This window comes from Pantoea leporis (assembly GCF_028048155.1).
GTDB lineage: Bacteria > Pseudomonadota > Gammaproteobacteria > Enterobacterales > Enterobacteriaceae > Pantoea > Pantoea leporis.
Window position 1 is genome coordinate 1,050,538 of record NZ_JALMEU010000001.1, and the last position, 20,406, is coordinate 1,070,943.

General features: G+C 58.8%; 18 protein-coding genes. 9 read left to right on the plus strand and 9 right to left on the minus strand.

Annotated elements, in window-relative coordinates; all coding sequences use genetic code 11:
• Window positions 1-57 precede the first annotated feature (57 nt).
• The 3 genes from glnP to ybiO all read left to right on the plus strand — a co-directional run bounded on the left by glnP (window position 58) and on the right by ybiO (window position 3,898).
• A complete protein-coding gene (glnP, locus tag MWH02_RS04955) occupies window positions 58-717 on the plus strand; it encodes a glutamine ABC transporter permease GlnP (RefSeq protein WP_007887744.1) in 660 nt (219 codons plus the stop codon).
• Window positions 714-1,436 (plus strand): glutamine ABC transporter ATP-binding protein GlnQ, encoded by a 723-nt coding sequence (gene glnQ / locus MWH02_RS04960; protein WP_110865810.1) that lies wholly within the window; start codon window positions 714-716, stop codon window positions 1,434-1,436. The genes glnP and glnQ overlap by 4 nt, the downstream gene beginning before the upstream one ends.
• Window positions 1,437-1,621: 185 nt before the next feature.
• Window positions 1,622-3,898: a mechanosensitive channel protein gene (ybiO, locus tag MWH02_RS04965; RefSeq protein WP_271459999.1), complete on the plus strand. Its 2,277-nt coding sequence runs from the start codon at window positions 1,622-1,624 to the stop codon at window positions 3,896-3,898.
• Between the two features lie 2 nt (window positions 3,899-3,900).
• Here the strand turns inward: ybiO and rlmF are convergent, their stop codons facing one another.
• Window positions 3,901-4,827, minus strand: a complete 927-nt coding sequence (gene rlmF / locus MWH02_RS04970) for a 23S rRNA (adenine(1618)-N(6))-methyltransferase RlmF (protein WP_271460000.1) — start codon at window positions 4,825-4,827, stop codon at window positions 3,901-3,903.
• A 127-nt stretch (window positions 4,828-4,954) separates the two neighbouring features.
• Between rlmF and MWH02_RS04975 the strand changes: the two genes are divergently transcribed.
• On the plus strand, window positions 4,955-5,584 hold the full coding sequence (locus MWH02_RS04975) for a flavin reductase family protein (RefSeq protein ID WP_137385452.1): 630 nt from the start codon (window positions 4,955-4,957) through the stop codon (window positions 5,582-5,584).
• A gap of 33 nt (window positions 5,585-5,617) precedes the next feature.
• Here the strand turns inward: MWH02_RS04975 and MWH02_RS04980 are convergent, their stop codons facing one another.
• From MWH02_RS04980 to hutI, 7 genes are all read right to left on the minus strand, one after another.
• Window positions 5,618-7,099, minus strand: coding sequence for an HAL/PAL/TAL family ammonia-lyase (locus MWH02_RS04980; protein WP_271460001.1), 1,482 nt, complete (start codon window positions 7,097-7,099; stop codon window positions 5,618-5,620).
• Window positions 7,096-7,890, minus strand: coding sequence for an ABC transporter ATP-binding protein (locus MWH02_RS04985; RefSeq protein ID WP_271460002.1), 795 nt, complete (start codon window positions 7,888-7,890; stop codon window positions 7,096-7,098). The genes MWH02_RS04980 and MWH02_RS04985 overlap by 4 nt, the downstream gene beginning before the upstream one ends.
• Before the next feature lies 1 nt (window position 7,891).
• Window positions 7,892-8,620, minus strand: a complete 729-nt coding sequence (locus tag MWH02_RS04990) for an ABC transporter permease (RefSeq protein ID WP_210080604.1) — start codon at window positions 8,618-8,620, stop codon at window positions 7,892-7,894.
• Window positions 8,621-8,631: 11 nt separating this feature from the next.
• Complete coding sequence (locus MWH02_RS04995; RefSeq protein WP_101761023.1) at window positions 8,632-9,351, minus strand: ABC transporter permease; 720 nt, start codon at window positions 9,349-9,351, stop codon at window positions 8,632-8,634.
• 12 nt (window positions 9,352-9,363) lie between these two features.
• On the minus strand, window positions 9,364-10,215 hold the full coding sequence (locus MWH02_RS05000) for a transporter substrate-binding domain-containing protein (protein WP_192236565.1): 852 nt from the start codon (window positions 10,213-10,215) through the stop codon (window positions 9,364-9,366).
• A 392-nt stretch (window positions 10,216-10,607) separates the two neighbouring features.
• On the minus strand, window positions 10,608-11,399 hold the full coding sequence (hutG, locus tag MWH02_RS05005; protein WP_271460003.1) for an N-formylglutamate deformylase: 792 nt from the start codon (window positions 11,397-11,399) through the stop codon (window positions 10,608-10,610).
• The gene (gene hutI, locus MWH02_RS05010; protein WP_271460004.1) at window positions 11,396-12,613 is read right to left on the minus strand and encodes an imidazolonepropionase; all 1,218 of its coding nucleotides are present in this window, start codon (window positions 12,611-12,613) and stop codon (window positions 11,396-11,398) included. The genes hutG and hutI overlap by 4 nt, the downstream gene beginning before the upstream one ends.
• Window positions 12,614-12,698: 85 nt before the next feature.
• Between hutI and MWH02_RS05015 the strand changes: the two genes are divergently transcribed.
• Window positions 12,699-14,054: a formimidoylglutamate deiminase gene (locus tag MWH02_RS05015; protein WP_271460005.1), complete on the plus strand. Its 1,356-nt coding sequence runs from the start codon at window positions 12,699-12,701 to the stop codon at window positions 14,052-14,054.
• A complete protein-coding gene (locus tag MWH02_RS05020) occupies window positions 14,051-14,590 on the plus strand; it encodes a HutD/Ves family protein (protein WP_271460006.1) in 540 nt (179 codons plus the stop codon). Before MWH02_RS05015 ends, MWH02_RS05020 begins: the two co-directional genes overlap by 4 nt.
• On the opposite strand, the gene hutC is transcribed toward MWH02_RS05020, so the two are convergent.
• Window positions 14,574-15,329 (minus strand): histidine utilization transcriptional repressor HutC, encoded by a 756-nt coding sequence (gene hutC / locus MWH02_RS05025; protein WP_008102577.1) that lies wholly within the window; start codon window positions 15,327-15,329, stop codon window positions 14,574-14,576. The genes MWH02_RS05020 and hutC overlap by 17 nt on opposite strands.
• 319 nt (window positions 15,330-15,648) lie before the next feature.
• Between hutC and hutH the strand changes: the two genes are divergently transcribed.
• From hutH to MWH02_RS05040, 3 genes are all read left to right on the plus strand, one after another.
• Window positions 15,649-17,202 carry a histidine ammonia-lyase gene (gene hutH / locus MWH02_RS05030; RefSeq protein WP_101763129.1) on the plus strand — a complete coding sequence of 518 codons (1,554 nt, stop codon included), beginning with the start codon at window positions 15,649-15,651 and terminating at the stop codon, window positions 17,200-17,202.
• A 10-nt stretch (window positions 17,203-17,212) separates the two neighbouring features.
• Window positions 17,213-18,898, plus strand: coding sequence for a urocanate hydratase (gene hutU / locus MWH02_RS05035; protein WP_271460007.1), 1,686 nt, complete (start codon window positions 17,213-17,215; stop codon window positions 18,896-18,898).
• 277 nt (window positions 18,899-19,175) lie between these two features.
• Complete coding sequence (locus MWH02_RS05040; RefSeq protein WP_271460008.1) at window positions 19,176-20,333, plus strand: M20 aminoacylase family protein; 1,158 nt, start codon at window positions 19,176-19,178, stop codon at window positions 20,331-20,333.
• Window positions 20,334-20,406 lie beyond the last annotated feature (73 nt).

Here is a 20,406-nt window from a genome sequence, read left to right on the forward strand (position 1 = left end):
GGAGCCTGACACTCCCTGCTTTTTACATTTCCACGCAACAGATTTTGGAGTCACACCATGGAGTTTGACTGGAGCGTCATTTGGCCTGCCCTGCCGATTTTAATCGAAGGCGCCAAAATGACCCTGCTGATCTCGGTCCTCGGCCTGGTCGGCGGTTTAATTATCGGTTTAGTTGCCGGTTTTGCCCGCGCCTACGGCGGCTGGATCACCAACAACATCGCCTTAGTCTTCATCGAACTGATTCGCGGTACGCCAATCGTGGTTCAGGTGATGTTTATCTACTTCGCCCTGCCGATGGCTTTCCCGGATCTGCGTATCGATCCGTTCAGCGCGGCGGTGGTCACCATCATGATCAACTCCGGCGCTTATATCGCGGAAATCACGCGCGGTGCGGTACTGTCGATTAATAAAGGCTTCCGTGAAGCGGGTCTGGCGCTGGGTCTGTCGCGCCGCGAGACCCTGCGTTATGTGATCATGCCGCTGGCCCTGCGCCGTATGCTGCCACCGCTGGGTAATCAGTGGATTGTCAGCATCAAAGATACGTCGCTGTTTATCGTGATTGGCGTGGCCGAACTGACGCGTCAGGGTCAGGAGATCATTGCCGGTAACTTCCGCGCGCTGGAGATCTGGAGCGCCGTTGCCATTATCTATTTGGTTATTACGTTGGTGTTGAGCTTTGTGCTGCGCCGTATTGAGAAAAGGATGAAAATTCTGTGATTGAATTTAAAAACGTCTCGAAGAATTTCGGCCAGACTCAGGTTCTGCACAACATCAACCTGAAGATTAATCAAGGCGAAGTAGTGGTGATTATCGGACCGTCCGGTTCCGGTAAATCCACACTGCTGCGCTGCATCAACAAGCTGGAAGAGATCACCACCGGTGAGCTGGTTGTCGATGGCATGAAGGTGAATGATCCAAAAGTGGATGAGCGACTGATTCGTCAGGAAGCGGGCATGGTGTTCCAGCAGTTCCATCTGTTCCCACAAATGAGCGCGCTGGATAACGTCGCCTTTGGTCCGATTCGCGTGCGTGGTACGAAGAAAGAGGAAGCGCATAAGCTGGCGCGTGAGCTGCTGGGTAAAGTGGGCCTCGCCGAGCGTGCACACCACTTCCCGTCTGAGCTTTCCGGTGGTCAGCAGCAGCGCGTGGCGATTGCGCGTGCGCTGGCGGTGAAACCGAAGATGATGCTGTTTGATGAGCCAACCTCAGCGCTGGATCCCGAGCTGCGTCACGAAGTACTGAAAGTGATGCAGGATCTGGCGGAAGAAGGCATGACGATGGTCATCGTGACGCACGAAGTCGGTTTCGCCCAAAAAGTGGCTTCGCGTCTGATCTTTATCGACAAAGGCACCATCGCAGAAGATGGCAACCCGGACGATCTGATCACCAACCCGCCGAGCGACCGTCTGCGCGAGTTCCTGCAGCACGTATCCTAAGCTCTGCCATTAAACCGTCGCCCATTTTCGGCGGCGGTTTTTTACATGCACCATTTGTAGCGGCGCGATTTATCGCGCCACTACGGCAGGTACCACGATTCAATTTTCCTTTTCAAAATCTTCACCTTCCATCACTGACTATACTTCTCTCTTGTGCCGCTGCGCGAAGCTAAAGGAGAAAAGCGATGTCGTCTGCCAGCCCACCATGGCGTTCAGCCGTGTGGTTACTCTTCAGTTTGTTCACTCTATTTCTCATTCCCCCGGCGCAGGCCGTTAATCTGCCGCAGGCGGCCGTCGCAGCACAGCAGTCGCAAACCCCGGCAGCGGATGATAAAGCCGAAGGCGAACCCAGCTTAGACGAGAAAAAAGCCGCCTATGCCGCGCTGGCGAATATTCTGGATAACAATGCCTCGCGTCAGGAGCTGATCGATCAGTTACGTCAGGCTGCCAACAGCCAATCCACCAGCGACCAACCGGTGCTGGCGCCGCCGCAGGCCAATCAGGACGATCTCACGGTACTGGAGAGCGTCACCAGCGTAACGCGTGAATATGGCGGCGCGGTGGCCGCGCAGTTTGTGCAACTGCATGACAACATCACCAATGCGCCACACAAATCCTTTAACCAGCAAACCTTCTTCAACGCGCTGAAATACTTCGCTGCGCTCTCCGCCGCGGTGTTTGCATTTTACTGGCTGACACGCCGCCTGATGTGGCCGGTGTGGCGCCGCATGGGCCGCTGGGGACGCGATCAAAACCTTGAGCGCACCAAGTGGCTGCACTTGCCCGCCACTATCTTGATGGCCTTTGTGCTCGATATTGTGCTGCTAGCGCTGACGCTGTTTGTCGGTCAGATCATCAGCGACAACTATCACAACAACAACCGCACCATCGCCTATCAGCAAGGCCTTTTCCTTAACGCTTTCGCGCTGATTGAGTTCTTTAAAGCGGTGCTGCGGCTGATATTCTGCCCGCGTTTCCCTTCGCTGCGCTTCTTCCACTTAACCGATGCGCGCGCCAGCTACTGGAACACACGTTTGAGCTGGCTAAGCGGCATCATCGGTTACGGTTTACTGGTGGTGGTGCCGATTGTCTCCAATCAGGTGAATATTCAGGTGGCGGCGCTGGTCAACATGCTGATTATGGGGATCATGACCGGCTGGGCGCTGTGGCTGATTTTCCGCAACAAAAGCAACATCCATCATGAACTGTCGCGTCTTGCCGATCGCAGCTTGAGCTTCTTTGCGCTGTTCATCCGCGCCTTTGGCATGGTGTGGCACTGGCTGGCCAGCGCCTACTTTATCGCGCTGTTCCTGTTCTCGATCTTCAATCCCGGCGACAGCCTGAAGTTTATGATGTCCGCCACGGTGCGCAGCCTGGCGATCGTGGTTATCGCTGCGCTGATTTCCGGCATGCTGACGCGCTGGATTGGCAAAACCGTCACGCTGTCGCCCGACATGCGCCGCAACTATCCTGAGCTGCAAAAGCGCGTTAACGATTGGGTGAAAGCGCTGCTGAAACTGGCGCGCGTGGTCACGGTGTTTGCCACGCTGTTGCTGCTACTCAACGCATGGAATCTGTTTGATCTCTGGCACTGGCTCACGCTTGGCGCCGGCCAAAAAATGGTGGATGTGCTGATTCGTATCGTGATCATTGTGCTGCTGTCGGCAGTCGGCTGGACGCTGCTGGCAAGCCTGATCGAAAGTCGTCTCGCCTCGGATTCGCATGGCCGCCCCATGCCAAGCGCACGCACCCGCACGCTGCTGACGCTGTTTCGTAACGCGCTGGCGGTCGTAATAAGCACCATCACCATTATGATTTTACTGTCGGAAGTGGGCGTGAATATTGCGCCGCTGCTAGCCGGTGCCGGTGCGCTCGGTCTGGCGGTATCATTCGGTTCGCAAACACTGGTGAAGGACATCATCACCGGCATCTTTATCCAGTTTGAGAACGGCATGAACACCGGTGATTTAGTCACGATTGGCCCGATCACCGGCACCGTAGAGCGCATGTCAATTCGCTCGGTGGGCGTGCGTCAGGATACCGGTGCGTATCACATTATTCCGTGGTCATCGATCACCACCTTCGCCAACTTTGTGCGCGGCATCGGCTCGTTCGTGGCGAACTACGATGTGGATCGCAGTGAAGATACCGAACGCGTTAACCAAACGCTGCAGGGCGCGGTGAAAGAGCTGCTGGAGAACCCGGAGATTCGCGGCATGGTGATTGGCGAGCCGAGTTTTGCCGGATTAGTGGGATTAACCAACCAATCCTTTACCGTGCGCGTGTCATTCACCACCCAGCCGCTGAAGCAGTGGACGGTACGTTTTGCGCTGGATGATAAGGTGAAGAAGCATTTTGATGCGGCCGCCATTAAAGCGCCGCATCAAACGGTAGCAGTGATGCAAACCGGCAGCGATATTCCCTCCGCTGCCAGCTTACCGGCGTTGCCGCCGGCGCAATGAGGTTAGCGTTTCAGCCGTTTGGCGCGCGTCGCCGGCGGCTGGAACGTCCAGGCGATGAAGCGGCTCTGCTTCTGACCTTGCGCCATTTCAATGATGCGCACTTCATAAGCATCGAGATCGCACAGCTGGTCGCGCAGCGCCGGTAAATTCTCTTTGCGTGAGACCAGCGAGGTGAACCAAATAATGGCGTCTGAGTGCGTCACGCTTTCAGCGATCATTTGACCAACAAACTTGCGCTCACCGCCGTCACACCACAATTCGTTGTGATGGCCACCAAAATTAAGCGGCGCATTTTTGCCTAAGCCAAGGTTGCGCGTTTTGCGCTGACCCACGCTGGCCGCCTCTTCCGCAGATGAATGGAAAGGCGGATTGCACAGCACCGCATGATAGCGTTCATTTTTATGCACCACGCCGGCGAAAATCGCCGAGGCCTCTTTTTGCCGACGCAGACGCACGCCGCGCTGCAAGCCCGGATTACTCGCCACAATCTGCCCGGCCACGGTAATCGCTTCGGCGGTGATATCGGTGCCGGTGAAGCGCCAGCCATATTCGGCGTTGCCAATCAGCGGATAGATGCAGTTCGCGCCGCAGCCGATGTCCATTACATCCAGATCGCGTGGAACCACGCCGCCGTTGTCGCTCGCCAGCAGATCGGCCAGCGCATGCACGTAATCGGCACGGCCCGGCACCGGCGGCGTCAGATAACCTGTAGGTAGCTGCCAGTTGAGGTTGTAGAACAGCTTCAGCAGCGCCTGATTCAGCAGCATCACCGCTTCAGGATCGGCGAAATCCACCGACAACTCGCCGTAGCCGTTGGGACGCACTTTCACCGCCAGCGGCGGATGGGCTGCGGTCAGAGCAGCAAAATCATAACGGCCCTGGTGGCGGTTACGCGGATGGAAAGGTGACGTGGCGGCTGGCTTGTTCATAGTTTCTCCGGAAAATAGCGCGGGCGTAAGATACTCTGGCTAGCGGCATCGCACAATGCGCTTAATCGAATTCACCGTATTAGATGAGATTAGTGCACCACACTCAGGTTCTCTTATAAGGATGGTTATGACTCGTCAGCGTTACTCTTATCAGCCCCGCGCGGGACACGGTTTGCCGCACGATCCGTTGAACGCCATCGTCGGCCCTCGCCCAATCGGCTGGGTCAGCTCGCAAAGCGCCAGCGGGGTTCGCAATTTAGCGCCCTACAGCTTCTTTAACTGCTTTAACTATCATCCGCCGATTATTGGTTTTGCCAGCAGCGGCTGGAAAGACAGCGTACAAAATATCTCAGAGACCAAAGAGTTTGTCTGGAATCTGGCCACGCGTCCGCTAGCCGAGGCGATGAATGAGAGCTCCGCATCGGTGCCGTCAGAACAGGATGAGTTTGCGCTGGCGGGATTAACGCCGCTTGCAGCGTCACACGTCAATGTCAGCATGGTGGCGGAAAGCCCGGTGAATTTTGAGTGTAAGTTGACGCAGTTGATTCAGTTGCAGGATGCCCAGGGCCAGCCGATTGATAGCTGGCTGGTGCTGGGCGAAGCGGTCGCCATTCATATTGATGAAGCCCTGCTGGAAGAGGGTATTTATCAAACGGCCAAAGCACAGCCAATCCTGCGTGCCGGAGGCCCGTCGGCCTATTACGGCATCAGCGAAGAACTGCGTTTCGATTTGGTGCGCCCGGACGCTCGCCGCTGATCCTTGGTCAGGTCGCCGTAAATGGCGACCATGTTACAAACCGCTCTTCAACACCTCTACCGCCCGCGCGATCTCCGGTGCCAGCCAGCGGTCTTCCTGCCAGTTGGCAACCACCGCGCGCAAGCGTCGCAATGCCTGCGCCGTTCCCTGCGCCAGCTGCTCTTCGCCGTGGAAATCCAGCGCCTGCGCCGCCAGCAGATACTCGATCGCCAGAATCTGCCACACGTTGCCCACCAGCTTCAGCAGCTTCAGCGCCGCGCCGGTGCCGAGGCTGAGATGATCCTCCTGCAAACCCGAGGTCACATAGTTATCCAGCACCGCCGGCTGCGCCAGCTGGCGATTCTCCGCACAGAGTGACGCCGCCACATACTGCGCAATCATCATGCCGGAGTTAACGCCCGGCTGCGCCACCAGAAACGCCGGCAAGCCGCTCACCAGCGGATTGACCAAACGATCAAGCCGCCGCTCGGCGATGCTGCCGATTTCCGCCATGGCAATCGCCAGCAGATCCGCCGCCATCGCCACCGATTCGCCGTGCGGGTTAGCCTGCGACACTACGCGCCAGTTATCCGCCGTGCCGAGCACCAGCGGATTATCGGTGCAGGCATTGAGTTCGGTTTCAATCTGGCGCGCCGCGTGATCGAACTGATCGCGGCTGGCGCCATGTACCTGCGGCATGGATCGCAGGCTGAGCGCATCCTGAGTGCGAATGCCAACGCTGGTCGCCAGCAGCGGGCTATCACTCAGCAATGCACGTAAGCGCTGACCGCTTATCTGCATGCCCGGACTGGCTTTCAGCGCGATCACTTCGGCATCAAAGGCCACCCGCTGTCCACGCAGCGCCTCAAAACTCATCGCACCGGTGACATCGGCCCAATCCAGCAAACGCGCCGCATCATCCAGCGCCAGGCAGGACAAGCCGGTCATGCACGGCGTGCCGTTGACCAGGCTCAAACCCTCTTTGGCCCCCGGACGATAAGGCTGTAATCCCGCCAGCGTTAACGCCTGCGCCGCGGGCATGATCTGGTTTTGATACTCCACGTCGCCGACACCAATCAGCGCCAGACCGATATGCGCCATATGGCTGAGGTAGCCGACCGAACCCTGCGACGGCACCTGCGGCGTTATCTGCTGATTGAGCAGCGCCAGCAGATGCTGCACCAGCGCCACCGACACGCCCGATTTGCCGTGGCTGTAATTGGCAATCGCCGCGCACAGAATGGCGCGCGCCTGCTCACGCGTCAGCAGCGGACCCACGCCACAGGCGTGACTCAGCAGCGTATTGCGCGACAGCTGGCTGAGCTGATCTTCCGGCAGGGTGATGTTGCACAGCGCGCCGAGGCCGGTATTGATGCCGTAAGCGATCTGGCCGCTGGCGACAATCTCATCGACAATCGCGCGCCCCTGCGCAATGCGCTGCCAGGCGCTGACGCTCAAACTCAGTTCCGCGTTGTGCCGCGCCACCTGCACCAGCTCTTGCCAGGTTAAGGGGCTGTCGCCCCATACGATGGTCATGCTGGCTGCTCCACGCCGTGATGGCTGGAGATAAACTGCTTAAAGCGCTGCGATCCCTGCTCGCCAAACATCTCTTCCGGCGCGCCCTGACAATCAATGGTGCCCTGATGCATAAACACCACGCGGTTGGAGACGTTGCGCGCAAAGCCCATTTCGTGCGTCACCACCAGCATGGTGCGCCCCTCTTCCGCCAGGCTGCGCATCACTTTCAGCACTTCGCCCACCAGTTCCGGATCGAGCGCCGAAGTCGGTTCATCAAACAGCATCACTTCCGGATCCATCGCCAGCGCGCGGGCAATCGCCACGCGCTGCTGCTGGCCGCCCGACAGTTGCGCCGGGTAGAAATCCTTGCGATTGAGTAAGCCAACGCGATCCAGCAGTTGCTCCGCCTGGGCGATGCAGCTTTTCTTGTCGCGCTTCAGCACATAGTGCGGCCCTTCAATGACGTTTTGCAGCACCGTCATGTGCGACCAAAGATTAAAGCTCTGGAACACCATGCCAAGGCGTGAACGCAAGCGCTCAATCTGTTTCGGATTGGCCGCCAGCTGATGGCCGCGCGCATGGCGTTTCATCTCAATGGTTTCGCCGCCGACGCTCACCACGCCAGCATCCGGCGTTTCCAGCAGGTTGATGCAGCGCAGCAAGGTACTTTTGCCCGAGCCGCTGGCACCAAGAATCGAGATGACATCGCCTTGATGCGCCTGTAGCGAAATGCCTTTCAGAACTTCCATCGCGCCAAAGGATTTATGGATATCAGTGGCGGATAAGGTAACGGGTGATGTGGAATGCATATTACTCTCCGGCAAGCGGTTTAACGGCGGGCATCGGCTTTTTTGCGACACGATGCGCCGGGGTCAGACGGCGCTCTAACAGCGCGTACAGCTGGACGATAATAAAGTTGAGAATCAGGTAGATCGCCGCCGCACAGACAAACACCTCCATGGTGCGATAGGTACGCTGAATGATCTGCTGCGCCACGCCAGTCACGTCCCACACGGTGACGAGGCTGGCGAGCGCGGTGGACTTCACCAGCAAAATCGCTTCGGTGGAGTACGCCGGCAGCGCATAGCGCAGCATGATCGGCGCGATAATGCGGCGCAGCAGCAGCCAGCGTGACATGCCGCAGGCGAGACCGGCTTCCACTTGTCCGGCCGGCACGGCGAGCAGCGCTCCACGCAAAATCTCAGCGGTGTAGGCTGCCGTACAGAGTGACAGCGCCAGTACCGCGCAAATAAAGGGCTCGCGCAGGAACGGCCAGACGAAGCTGTGGCGGATCACGCCAAACTGGCCAAGACCGTAATAGATGAGAAACAGCTGAATCATCAGCGGCGAGCCGCGAAACACCAGAATGTAGCCGCTTGCGAAGCCGCTCAGCACCCGCCAGCGGCTCATGCGCAGTGACAAAATGCCAATCGCCAATATGCCGCCGCAGAGAAAGGCGCTGATAAACAGGCCAAGCGTCACCGGCAGCGCGGCGCTCAGCTTGAGGAAGGTATCCGAGAGAAAAGCGAAGTCGATCATGCTGCTGCTCCTTAATGCTGCGCCGCAGTGCGACTTTGCCACGCGCGTCCGAGGCGCGACTCTGCCCGACGAAACGCATGATTAGACACCAGCGTCAGCACCAGATAACAGGCAGCGCCAACCAGATAAAACGTGAAGTAATCGCGCGTGGATCCCGCCGCAACCTGGCTGGCGCGCATCAGCTCGACGATGCCGGTGACCGACACCAGCGCCGAGTCTTTCAGGCTCATCTGCCACACGTTCGACATGCCCGGCAGCGCGTAACGCACCACCTGCGGCAGCAGAATGCGTTGCGCGATGCGCCAGCGCGGCATGCCAATCGCCACCGCCGCTTCCACTTCGCCTTTGGCCAGCGCCAGACGCGCCGCGCGATACACTTCACCCTGATACGAACCCGAGATGAGCCCGATGGCCAGCGCCCCAATCAGGAACGGCGGCGCTTCGATAAAGCCATCTGCGCCGAACATCTGCCCAACCAGCGTAATCAGGCCGGATCCACCAAAATAGAACAGGTAGATCACCAGCAGTTCCGGGATGCCGCGAAACACCACCGAATAGCCTTCACCCAACCAGCGCAGCCAGCGCTGAGGCGATAATTTGGCGGCCGCCACACCGGAACCGACCACCGCACCAATCATCAGCGCCACCAGCGACAGCAGCAGCGTGGTACAGGCGGCGCTCAGGATCAGGCGGCCCCAACCATCAGCACCAAAACTCAGCAGGCTCATCATCTTTCACCTCACTTACGGAGTTACGTCAGTTTTAAACCACTTCTCACTGAGCTTTTTCACCGTGCCGTCAGCCAGCGCGGCATGGATCGCCTCATCCAGCCTGGCTTTCAGATCGTTATCCGCCATGCGTACGCCCATTGCTTCGCCCTCGCCCCAAATTGGACCGCCGAGCTGTGGGCCGCTGAAGACCAGATTGTTGTTCTCTTTGCGCGCCAGCATCGATTGCGCAAAGGTCACGTCATCGAACACCGCATCGATACGACCGGATTGCAGATCGAGCATCGCATCCGCCGAAGAGGTGTATTCGCGTACCTCGGTATCGCCTTTGAAGTACTTGTCGATAAAGGGCGTGTAAACCGTGCCGGAGGCGATACCAATAGTTTTGCCCTTCAGCGCCGCTTTCAGTGGGGCAATTGCCGCGTTGATCGCTTTCTCGTCGTCATGCAGCTTGATGATGTTGTGATCGGCCGGCAGCAGCGGATTGTCTTTAGTGGTAATAAAGGTGGCGGGCGTTGAAGCGTATGGCGTGGTGAAGTTAACCACTTTTTTGCGCTCTGGCGTGATGACAATCGCATCCATGATCACGTCATATTTTCCGGCGTTGAGGCCGGCGATCATGCCGTCCCAGTTCTGCACCACCAGCTTGCACTGAATGCCCATGCGCTTGCACAGGTCTTCCATCAGTTCCGGTTCAAAGCCGCCCAACTTGCCGCCCGGCAGCGTCAGGTTCCAGGGTTCGTAGCTGCCTTCGGTAGCGATGGTGATCGATTTCCACTCTTTCGCCTGGACGGCAATGCCGCTGATCATCAGGCTGGCAAACAGGGTCGTGAGGCAAAAACGGCGAATCGGGGCGCGGTGCGTCATGCGGCATCTCCTGGCTATTAATCGAATTTGGCAGTCTCTGCTTATGCAATATTTACAGATGACCTTTCATGTATATACAAGTTAGCGTGCGGCAGATCATTGTCGGCATAAGCTTTTTGTGAGCCAGCCAGTATAAAAATTCATAATCGCTGCGCGGTCTTTACTTGTACATACAACCTAGCAAGCACTATGCCAAATCGGCAAAGCCGCAAATTAAGGGAGATGGTCACGCGATGGACGTAATATTGCACCGCGAGGAGGCAAGGTGTGCATTGTGGTGGTGCAGGATCACGAATCGTAGCGGCGCGATTAATCGCGCGTATGAATGGCGACCACCTTGCCAATCTGAATAACGTGCAATAAATTGCGCCGCTACGAATAGGTGCGGGGATTTAGTTCGATTTACCGGCGTCTAGAAACGCCTGCATCAGCGGTTTCAGTACCTTCTGCAGCTGCGCTGCGCGATCCTGCTGCCAGGCAAACGGCGAGGTTTCATCCATATAATTGAGCTGCGCCAGCTCCAGCTGCACCGCCTGCACGCCTTGATCCGGCTGGCCGTAGGCGCGGGTAATATAGCCGCCTTTAAAGCGTCCGTTCGCGATCCAACTGTAATCGTTTTGCGCATTACACACCTGTTTGATCGCGTTGATCACCGCCGTTGAACAGCTGGCGCCATCATTGGTACCGATGTTGAGATCCGGTAAACGCCCCTCAAACAGCCGCGGGATCACCGAGGCGATCGAGTGCGCATCAAACAGCAGCGCGTAACCATGTTCAGCTTTCAGGCGTGCCAGCTCCTGCTGCAGCTGTTGATGATAAGGCTGCCAAATCGTGTCCAGATAACCCTGGCGTACCTCGGCGCTCGGCGTTTTACCCGGTGCAAAGGTGGGGCTGCCGTCGAACAGGGTTTCCGGATACAAGCCGGTGGTCGCCGTGGTGTAGAGCGGCTGATTATCCGCCGGGCGATTAAGGTCAATAACAAAACGTGAATAGTGACCAATTAACACGCTGGCGCCGAGATCGCGCACAAAATCGTACAGCAGCGGCAAGTGCCAATCGGTATCCGGCAGGCCGCGCGCTGCGTCGCTCAGGCCGGCGTCCACTTCCGGCGTTAACTGCGTGCCGGCGTGAGGAATGCTGACCAGCAGCGGAATCTTACCGGCGGTGAAATGAAAAGGTGTCATTGCGCTTCTCCACGATAAATAACCTGGCACGGCAACTCGCCGCCCAGCCAGTAAACCAGCTCAGCCGGACGCGCCAGCGGCCAGTGAACAAAATTCGCGACCTTGCCCGCTTCCAGCGAACCGTGCGAGTGCTGTAATCCCAGCGCTTTGGCGCCCCACAAGGTCACGCCCGCTAACGCCTCTTCCGGCGTCAAACCAAACAGCGTGCAGCCCATGTTCAACATCAGTCGCAGCGAAAGCGCCGGTGAGGTGCCCGGATTGGCATCGCTGGCCAGCGCCATCGCTACGCCGTGTTCACGGAACAGTGCTACCGGCGGACGCTGGGTTTCACGCAACAGATAAAACGCGCCCGGCAGCAACACCGCCACGGTGCCGTGCTGCGCCATCGCTTGCGCATCCGCTGCGGTGGCGTACTCCAGATGATCGGCGGAGAGCGCACCGTAACTGGCCGCCAGCGCCGCGCCGCCCAGCGCCGAAAGCTGCTCGGCGTGCAGTTTCACCGGCATGCCCAATGCTTTGGCGGCATCAAAGACCGTGCGAACTTGCTCAGGAGAAAAGGCCAAATGCTCGCAAAACGCATCCACCGCATCCGCCAACCCTTCTGCTTTCACCTGCGGTAACAGGCGCTGGCAGATGATATCGATCCAGCCTTGCGGATTGTCTTTAAACTCCGGCGGGAAACCGTGCGCGGCTAAGCAAGTGGCCTGCACATCGGCAGGCACCGTTTCCGCCAACTCACGAATGGCGCGCAGCATGGTCAGTTCGCTGGCCTCATCGAGGCCGTAACCGGATTTGATCTCTACCGTGGTGACGCCTTCCGCCAGCAGGCGATCCACCCGCCAGCGCGCACTTGCCACCAGCTCTTGCTGCGAGGCCGCGCGGGTGGCGCGCACCGTGGAAAGAATGCCGCCGCCCTGCGCAGCGATTTCTGCATAGCTCACACCATTAAGACGCTGCTCAAACTCCTGGCTGCGATCGCCGCCAAACACCAGATGCGTATGGCAATCCACCAGACCGGGCGTGATGATGCCGCCGGAAAATTGGTGCTGTTCGCGCGCGGAAAAAGCCGGGCATTCACTGCGTGGCCCCACCCAAATCAGTTTTCCCTGATTGACCGCCAGCACGCCGTCGGCAATCAGATTGTAGTGCCCGTCACGCATCGTAACGATGTCGGCCCCCAGCCACAGGCTGTCGATCTGCTCTGTTTCTGCCATCCCACTCCCCTTCGCGTTGGGCGATTTACACTGCGCTTCAAAGTATGTATATGTATATACAACTTTCCGCCATGCAGGATCAACCATGACAACCTATTTTGCCCCACGCGCACTGCTGGCCGACGGCTGGCATGAGCGCGTGCTGATTACCACCAACGCAGCCGGACAGATCACCCAACTCGCGCCCAACAGCGAGCCCGGCGATGCTACGCGTCTTGCCGGACCGGTGATTCCGGCGATAGCGAATCTGCATTCACACGCCTTCCAGCGCGCGATGGCGGGATTGGCTGAAGTGGCGGGCGATCCGCAGGACAGCTTCTGGACATGGCGCGATCTGATGTATCGCATGGTGCAGCGCCTGTCGCCCGAGCAGGTTGGCGCTATCGCCACGCATCTTTACATCGACATGCTGAAAGGCGGCTACAGCCAGGTGGCGGAATTCCACTATTTGCACCACGACGCGCACGGCAAACCCTACGCCGATGATGCCATGCAGCTGGCACTGATGGCGGCGGCGGAGACCGCCGGCATCGGTCAAACCTTGCTGCCGGTGCTCTACAGCTACAGCGGTTTTGGTTCGCAACCGGCCAGCGACGGCCAGCGCCGTTTCATTCAGCAATCCGACGCCTATCTGCAACAGCAGCAGCGCGTGGCGAGCTGGAGCGCGGATAAGCCGCTGCTTAATCATGGCATCTGCTTCCATTCGCTGCGCGCGGTAAATGAAGCGCAGATGCACGAAGTATTAGCCGCCTGCCCGCAGGATGTGCCAGTGCACATTCACGTTGCCGAGCAGGAGAAAGAGGTTAACGACAGCCTGGCGTGGAGCGGTGAGCGTCCGGTGGCGTGGCTGCTCAATCGCTTCGCGGTCGATCAGCGCTGGTGCTTGATTCACGCCACTCATCTTGATGACGACGAAATTCAGCGCATGGCGGCAAGCGGCGCGGTAGCGGGATTGTGTCCGACCACGGAAGCCAACCTCGGCGACGGCATTTTCCCGGCAGTCGAGTACATCGCGCGCGGCGGCCGCTGGGGCATTGGCTCCGACAGCCACGTGTCGCTTAGCGCATTGGAAGAGCTGCGCTGGCTGGAGTACGGCCAGCGACTGCGCGATCGTCGTCGCAACCGCATCACCTTGCCCAATCAACCTTCCGTAGGCGATCTGCTGTGGCAGCAAGCCGCACAGGGCGGCGCGCAGGCGTGTGGTTTGCCGGCGGGTGAACTGGCGATAGGCAAACGTGGCGACTGGCTGGTGCTGGCAGAAGACGCGTTCCTCAGCAGCGTTAGCAGCACAGCGCTGTTGAACCGCTGGCTGTTTGGCGGCCAGCGCGAACAGATCCGCGACGTGTTTGTGGCGGGCAAGCAGGTAATCAGCGAAGGCCATCATGCGGCAGAAGAGCGTGCAGCAGCGAACTTTGCCGGGGCGATGAGGGCGTTACAATGAGCACCCGTTTTGCCTACGACCAGCTTCCGGTCAGCCGCTGGCGCAACGGCGGCGGTGAAACACGAGAAATCGTCAGCTATCCGCCGGGCGACGCGCAGTTTGCCTGGCGCGCCAGCATCGCTACCATCTCCGCCGACGGGCCGTTTTCACCTTTTCCCGGCATCGATCGCGTGATTACCCTGCTGCACGGCGATAGCGTGCTGTTGCGCGGCGATCACGGGGAACACGTTTTACAGCCGCATCGACCTTGGCCGTTTCCCGGTGAATGGGCGATTGACGCCCGCATTCGCGGCAGCTGTGAGGATTTTAATATCATGACGCGCCGCGACAGCTGGCGTTCTCAGGTTACCGTTGAGCAAAAAACGGCCAGCAGTGAAAACGGCGTGGCGTGGGTGTTGGCGGGAGAATGGCAAACATCGGCTGGGGAGATGCTGGAAGTGGATCAGGGGATCTGGTGGCTGGATGAAAAGCTACATCTGGCACCGCAAACGTCGGATGCCAGACTGTTATTTGTCACACTTAGCCGTGACCTCTAAAGCGCCCCAGCAACTTATAGCGCGATCCCGGATACAACAGTCGCGCGTAGGTCACAATCTTGTTGTCGCTCCACGTCTGACGACGAATCAGCAGGCACGGCTCATGTTCATCCAGCGCCAGATGCTTACGCTGGCGCAGATCCGGCAGCACCGCTTCCACAATATGCTCACCGGCGGTCAGCGGCGCAACGCGCATCAAATAGGTGTACGGCGTCAGCTGATGATAATCCTGGCTGAGATAATCCGGTGCCACCAGCGGATTGACCAAGCGATCTTCCAGCTGTACCGGCAGATCGTTTTCGTAATGCACAATCAGCGAATGGAACAGCGTTTGCCCGGTGGATAATCCCAGCACCGCCGCCTGTTCCGGATCGGCCTTCATCTGCCCAATCGACAAAATCTTGCAGCTGTGACGATGGCCACGCTGCGCGATCTCATCGGCGATGTTGTGCACTTCCAGCATCGCGGTGTAGCCCTTCATCTCCGCGACAAAGGTGCCCACGCCCTGCATGCGCACCAGAAAACCCTCGCTGGTGAGTTCACGCAGCGCGCGGTTAATGGTCATACGACTGACGCCCAGCTCGTTCACCAGTTCACTTTCAGACGGCACGCGCTGGTTGGCTTTCCAGTGACCTTCGCGGATTTGGCTGACGATCGCCTGCTTCACCCGCTGGTAAATCGGCGCAGGCTCATCGCCCATCGCCGCAGCCAGCTGTGCTACTGCTGTTTGCTCCGCCATTTCCTGTTCCTATAAAGAATAATGCCCAAAGTTTACTGTCTCAGCCCGTAAATGTATATACATCTAATTGTGCAAAGTGCCCAGCATTGGTGCAGCTTTCGCCCTGCTCCGGTGCAATCCCGCTGCGTTTACACCGCATAACGCGCATTGCGTCGTATTTCACAGAACGTGAACAATCTGGCATAGCGCTTGCTACTTGTATAGACAAGATTAGACACTTATGCTTCACTCATCGCAATCCACGGCAAATCGGACAGCCACATCGCAAAATATCGGCGTCCCATTCATGCCAGATCACTTGTATAGACAGGAGTAGACTATGTCAGGTTCGGTTCAGGAAATTCGCCTCGTTCCCGGTGAAGTGGACCTCGTTACCTTGCGCACCATCTATCAAAGCAAGGTAACGCTCACGTTGGCCGATGATGCGCGCGCAGCGATTGCGCGTGCCCATGAAACCGTCGATGCCATCGTCGCATCCGGCAACGTGGTGTACGGCATCAACACCGGTTTCGGCAAGCTGGCGCAGACGCAGATCCCTTCGGCGCGGCTGGCCGAGCTGCAGCGCAATCTGGTGCTGTCGCACAGCGTTGGCCTCGGCGATTTGCTGCCGGACAACGTGGCACGTCTGGTGGTCGCGACCAAAATTATCAGCCTGGCGCGCGGTCACTCTGGCGTGCGTATCGAACTGATTGAAGCGCTGCTGGCGCTGTTCAACGCCGGTGTGATGCCGTGCATCCCGGAGAAAGGTTCGGTGGGCGCGTCAGGCGATCTGGCCCCGCTGGCACATCTTTCCCTGATGCTGCTGGGCGAAGGTCAGGTACGCGTCGATGGCGAGTTAATCCCCGCGACCGAAGGCTTAGCGCGCGTTGGCCTGCAGCCGATTGTGCTGGGCCCCAAAGAAGGTCTGGCGCTGCTCAACGGCACGCAGGTTTCGAATGCGCTGGCGCTGCGCGGGCTGTTCGAAGCGGAAAACCTGTTCGCGGCGGGCCTGATGGCCGGCGCACTGTCGCTGGAAGCGATTAAAGGCTCGGTGAAACCTTACGATGCGCGGATTCACGAAGCGCGCGGCCAGGTGGGACAGATCAACGTTGCCGCCGCCGTCTCCTCTTTATTAGCCGGCAGTGAAATCCTCGGCTCACACACCCACTGCGGCCGCGTGCAGGATCCCTACTCGATTCGCTGCGTGCCACAGGTGATGGGCGCCTGCCTGGATAACCTGTCGCACGCCGCGCGCGTGTTGCAGATTGAAGCCAACGCCGCCTCCGATAATCCGCTGGTGTTCAGCGACAGTGGCGATGTGATTTCCGGCGGTAACTTCCACGCCGAGCCGGTGGCCTTCGCCGCTGATATTCTGGCGCTGGCGATTGCCGAAATCGGCGCGATCTCCGAGCGTCGTCTGGCGCTGCTGCTGGATACCGGCCTTTCCGGTTTACCTCCGTTCCTCGTCAATGATGGCGGCGTTAACTCCGGCTTTATGATTGCGCAGGTCACTGCTGCAGCGCTGGCGTCTGAGAACAAATCGCTGGCGCATCCGGGCAGCGTTGACAGCCTGCCAACCTCCGCTAACCAGGAAGATCACGTCTCGATGGCGACCTACGCGGCCCGCCGCCTCGGCAGCATGTGCTTCAACACCGCCGCTGTGGTCGGCATTGAGGCGATGGCTGCGGCACAAGGCATTGATTTCCATCGTCCGCTACAGAGTTCGCCGACGCTGGAGCAAGAGATGAGCCGCATTCGCGAGAAGGTGGCCTTCCTCGATCACGACCGTTTACTGGCGCCGGATATCGAATCCATGCGTCTGTGGGCCAGCGCACCTGCATGGCCTGAATCCCTTACCGCGCTGCTGCCAAGCCAGCGTAAGACTGTTAATTAAGGAATCGATGATGAGCGAAACTTTGACTCAGGCTGTAGCCCGTGAAATCCGTGCGCCGCGCGGTAATGAATTGCACTGCGCCAACTGGTTGATTGAAGCGGCTTACCGCATGATCCAGAACAACCTCGATCCTGACGTGGCAGAGCGCCCGAAAGATCTGGTGGTGTACGGCGGCATCGGTAAAGCCGCGCGTAACTGGGAGTGCTTTGAGCAGATCCTGCGTTCGCTGCGCGCCCTGCAGCCGGAAGAGACGCTGCTCATCCAGTCCGGTAAACCGGTGGGCGTGTTCCGTACGCATGCCGATGCGCCGCGCGTGCTGCTGGCTAACTCGAATCTGGTGCCGCATTGGGCCAACTGGGATCACTTCCACGAGCTGGATCAAAAAGGCCTGATGATGTACGGCCAGATGACCGCCGGTTCGTGGATCTACATCGGTGCGCAGGGCATCGTGCAAGGTACCTTCGAAACCTTCGCTGAAGCGGGTCGTCAGCATTACGACAGCGATCTCAGCGGCCGCTGGATCCTCACCGCCGGTTTGGGCGGCATGGGCGGCGCACAACCGCTGGCGGGTGTGTTGGCCGGTGCCAGCGTGCTGGCGATTGAGTGCCAGGAATCACGTATCGATTTCCGTATCCGCACCCGCTACGTCGACCACAAAGCCTATACGCTGGACGAAGCACTGGCGCTGATTGATCAGGCCAATAAAGAGAAGCGTGCCATTTCTGTTGGTCTGCTGGGCAACGCTGCTGAAATCGTGCCGGAGCTGGTGAAACGTGCCAAAGCGGGCGGCATGAAGCCGGACATCGTCACCGATCAGACCTCAGCACACGATCCGATTAACGGTTATCTGCCGGTCGGCTGGGATCTGGCGCGCTGGGAAGCCGAGCGTGTCAGCAACCCGAAAGCGGTGGAGAAAGCCGCGCGCGCCTCAATGGCGGTACATGTGCAGGCGATGCTGGATTTCCATCACATGGGCGTCCCGACCGTGGATTACGGCAATAACATCCGTCAGGTGGCGCTGGATGAGGGCGTGAAAAATGCCTTCGATTTCCCGGGTTTTGTGCCGGCCTATATTCGTCCGCTGTTCTGCGAAGGCAAAGGCCCGTTCCGCTGGGTGGCGCTGTCAGGTGATGCGGAAGATATCTACAAAACCGATGCCAAGCTGAAAGAGCTGTTCCCGGATCACCAGAATCTGCACCGCTGGCTCGACATGGCGCAGGAGCGTATCGCCTTCCAGGGCTTACCGGCGCGTATCTGCTGGCTGGGTCTCGGCGAGCGCCACAAAGCGGCGCTGGCGTTCAACGAAATGGTGCGTAACGGCGAGCTGAAAGCGCCGATCGTCATCGGTCGCGACCATCTGGATTGCGGTTCCGTGGCGTCACCGAACCGTGAAACCGAAGCGATGAAAGACGGCTCGGATGCGGTATCCGATTGGCCGCTGCTCAATGCCCTGCTGAACACCGCAGGCGGCGCGACCTGGGTGAGTCTGCATCATGGCGGCGGCGTCGGCATGGGCTTCTCGCAGCACTCCGGCGTGGTGATTGTGTGTGACGGCAGCAAAGAAGCCGATGCGCGTCTGGGCCGCGTGCTGTGGAACGATCCGGCCACCGGCGTAATGCGTCACGCGGATGCCGGTTACGAATTAGCGCAAAGCTGCGCGCAGGAGCACGGTCTCAACCTGCCGATGCAGAAATAACGTTTCAATTAGCGTTCTCCAATCAGTCCCCTCTCCCGCCTGCGGGAGAGGGTTAGGGTGAGGGATAGCGCGCACCTTTCAACATCGTGCAGCATTCCCCTGATCCCAGCCTTCTTCCGCAAGCGGGAGAAGGCGCTTACCAGCCCATTCTCTATATTCCATTCCGCTATACCCTATAGCCAAATTATTCCGTTCCGCGATAGACGCCGCCATGCGCTTGCCACTACAGTAAATACATTATTTTGCAGCTCACGCTGCTAATGGAGAGTCTTACCTTATGAGCCTGCCTGCTGCACTGCTGGAAAATGCCCTCAACTGGCGTCGTCAGTTACACCAACATCCTGAGCTGGGTTACCAGGAGCAGCAGACCAGCGAGCTCGTCGCACAGGTCCTCACTGAGGCCGGATTACAGGTGTTTCGTGGCTTAGCGGGCACCGGCGTAATCGGCACCTTAGAGAACGGTCCCGGACCGGTTATTGGTCTGCGCGCCGATATGGATGCGCTGCCGATCACCGAAAAAGGCGCGCCGCAGTGGAAGTCGCAAACAGCCGGCGTTATGCATGCCTGCGGTCACGATGGTCACACTTCGATTCTGCTGGCGGCGGCTTGTCAGTTGGCGGTTACGCGCAACTTCAGCGGTACTATTCATTTCATCTTCCAGCCCGCCGAAGAGAATCTCGGTGGCGCGCGCAAGATGGTGGAAGAAGGCCTGTTCCAGCGCTTCCCGATGGATGCGGTTTACGCCATGCACAACTGGCCGGGCATGCCGGTGGGCACGCTGGCGGTGAATCCGGATGCGATGATGGCGTCACTCGACTCGTTCGAAATTACGCTGCACGGTAAAAGCTGCCATGCGGCGATGCCGGAAAGCGGGGCCGATCCCATGGTGGTCGCCGCCGAGCTGATTCTGGCGCTGCAAACCATTCCGTCGCGTCGTCTGTCGCCACTGGCTTCGGCGGTGGTGAGCGTGACGCAGATTCACGGCGGCGAAGCGATTAACGTCATTCCTGAGCAGATTGTGTTGCGCGGCACGGTGCGATGTTTGCAGACCGACGTGCGTAATCGCGTGCGCGGTCTGATTGAGGATTTTGTCACGACGTTGCCGCGCCCGTTTGGCGTCAGCGGGGAGATTCACTGGTATCCCGGTTATCCGGTCACCGCCAACCATGCAGATCAAGCCGAACAGGTGCGTGCGGTGGCGGTTGAGGTGCTTGGCGAGGCGCAGGTTCACTGGCAGGTGAACCCTTCAATGGCTTCGGAAGATTTTGCCTGCATGCTGCAAGCCTGCCCCGGCGCCTATTTCTGGCTGGGTGCCGATGGCGCGACGCCATCCGCACCGCTGCATAACGCCAATTACGATTTTAATGATGAGCTGCTGCCGATTGGTATTACCTTCTGGCAGCAGTTGGTAGAGCGCGTGCTGGCGAAAGCGTGAGGGCGGTCGCCAGGAATGGCGGATGCTTGCTCGTGCCGTCGCGGCGCAATTTATTACGCAATAGCGGGATGGC

What these genes read in the sequence shown, in the direction of transcription:
- glnP (WP_007887744.1), top strand. Translation starts at nt 58, where the DNA reads ATGGAGTTTGACTGGAGCGTCATTTGGCCTGCCCTGCCGATTTTAATC.
- ybiO (WP_271459999.1), top strand. Translation starts at nt 1,622, where the DNA reads ATGTCGTCTGCCAGCCCACCATGGCGTTCAGCCGTGTGGTTACTCTTC.
- rlmF (WP_271460000.1), bottom strand. Translation starts at nt 4,827, where the DNA reads ATGAACAAGCCAGCCGCCACGTCACCTTTCCATCCGCGTAACCGCCAC.
- MWH02_RS04975 (WP_137385452.1), top strand. Translation starts at nt 4,955, where the DNA reads ATGACTCGTCAGCGTTACTCTTATCAGCCCCGCGCGGGACACGGTTTG.
- MWH02_RS04980 (WP_271460001.1), bottom strand. Translation starts at nt 7,099, where the DNA reads ATGACCATCGTATGGGGCGACAGCCCCTTAACCTGGCAAGAGCTGGTG.
- MWH02_RS04985 (WP_271460002.1), bottom strand. Translation starts at nt 7,890, where the DNA reads ATGCATTCCACATCACCCGTTACCTTATCCGCCACTGATATCCATAAA.
- MWH02_RS04990 (WP_210080604.1), bottom strand. Translation starts at nt 8,620, where the DNA reads ATGATCGACTTCGCTTTTCTCTCGGATACCTTCCTCAAGCTGAGCGCC.
- MWH02_RS04995 (WP_101761023.1), bottom strand. Translation starts at nt 9,351, where the DNA reads ATGATGAGCCTGCTGAGTTTTGGTGCTGATGGTTGGGGCCGCCTGATC.
- MWH02_RS05000 (WP_192236565.1), bottom strand. Translation starts at nt 10,215, where the DNA reads ATGACGCACCGCGCCCCGATTCGCCGTTTTTGCCTCACGACCCTGTTT.
- hutG (WP_271460003.1), bottom strand. Translation starts at nt 11,399, where the DNA reads ATGACACCTTTTCATTTCACCGCCGGTAAGATTCCGCTGCTGGTCAGC.
- hutI (WP_271460004.1), bottom strand. Translation starts at nt 12,613, where the DNA reads ATGGCAGAAACAGAGCAGATCGACAGCCTGTGGCTGGGGGCCGACATC.
- MWH02_RS05015 (WP_271460005.1), top strand. Translation starts at nt 12,699, where the DNA reads ATGACAACCTATTTTGCCCCACGCGCACTGCTGGCCGACGGCTGGCAT.
- MWH02_RS05020 (WP_271460006.1), top strand. Translation starts at nt 14,051, where the DNA reads ATGAGCACCCGTTTTGCCTACGACCAGCTTCCGGTCAGCCGCTGGCGC.
- hutC (WP_008102577.1), bottom strand. Translation starts at nt 15,329, where the DNA reads ATGGCGGAGCAAACAGCAGTAGCACAGCTGGCTGCGGCGATGGGCGAT.
- hutH (WP_101763129.1), top strand. Translation starts at nt 15,649, where the DNA reads ATGTCAGGTTCGGTTCAGGAAATTCGCCTCGTTCCCGGTGAAGTGGAC.
- hutU (WP_271460007.1), top strand. Translation starts at nt 17,213, where the DNA reads ATGAGCGAAACTTTGACTCAGGCTGTAGCCCGTGAAATCCGTGCGCCG.
- MWH02_RS05040 (WP_271460008.1), top strand. Translation starts at nt 19,176, where the DNA reads ATGAGCCTGCCTGCTGCACTGCTGGAAAATGCCCTCAACTGGCGTCGT.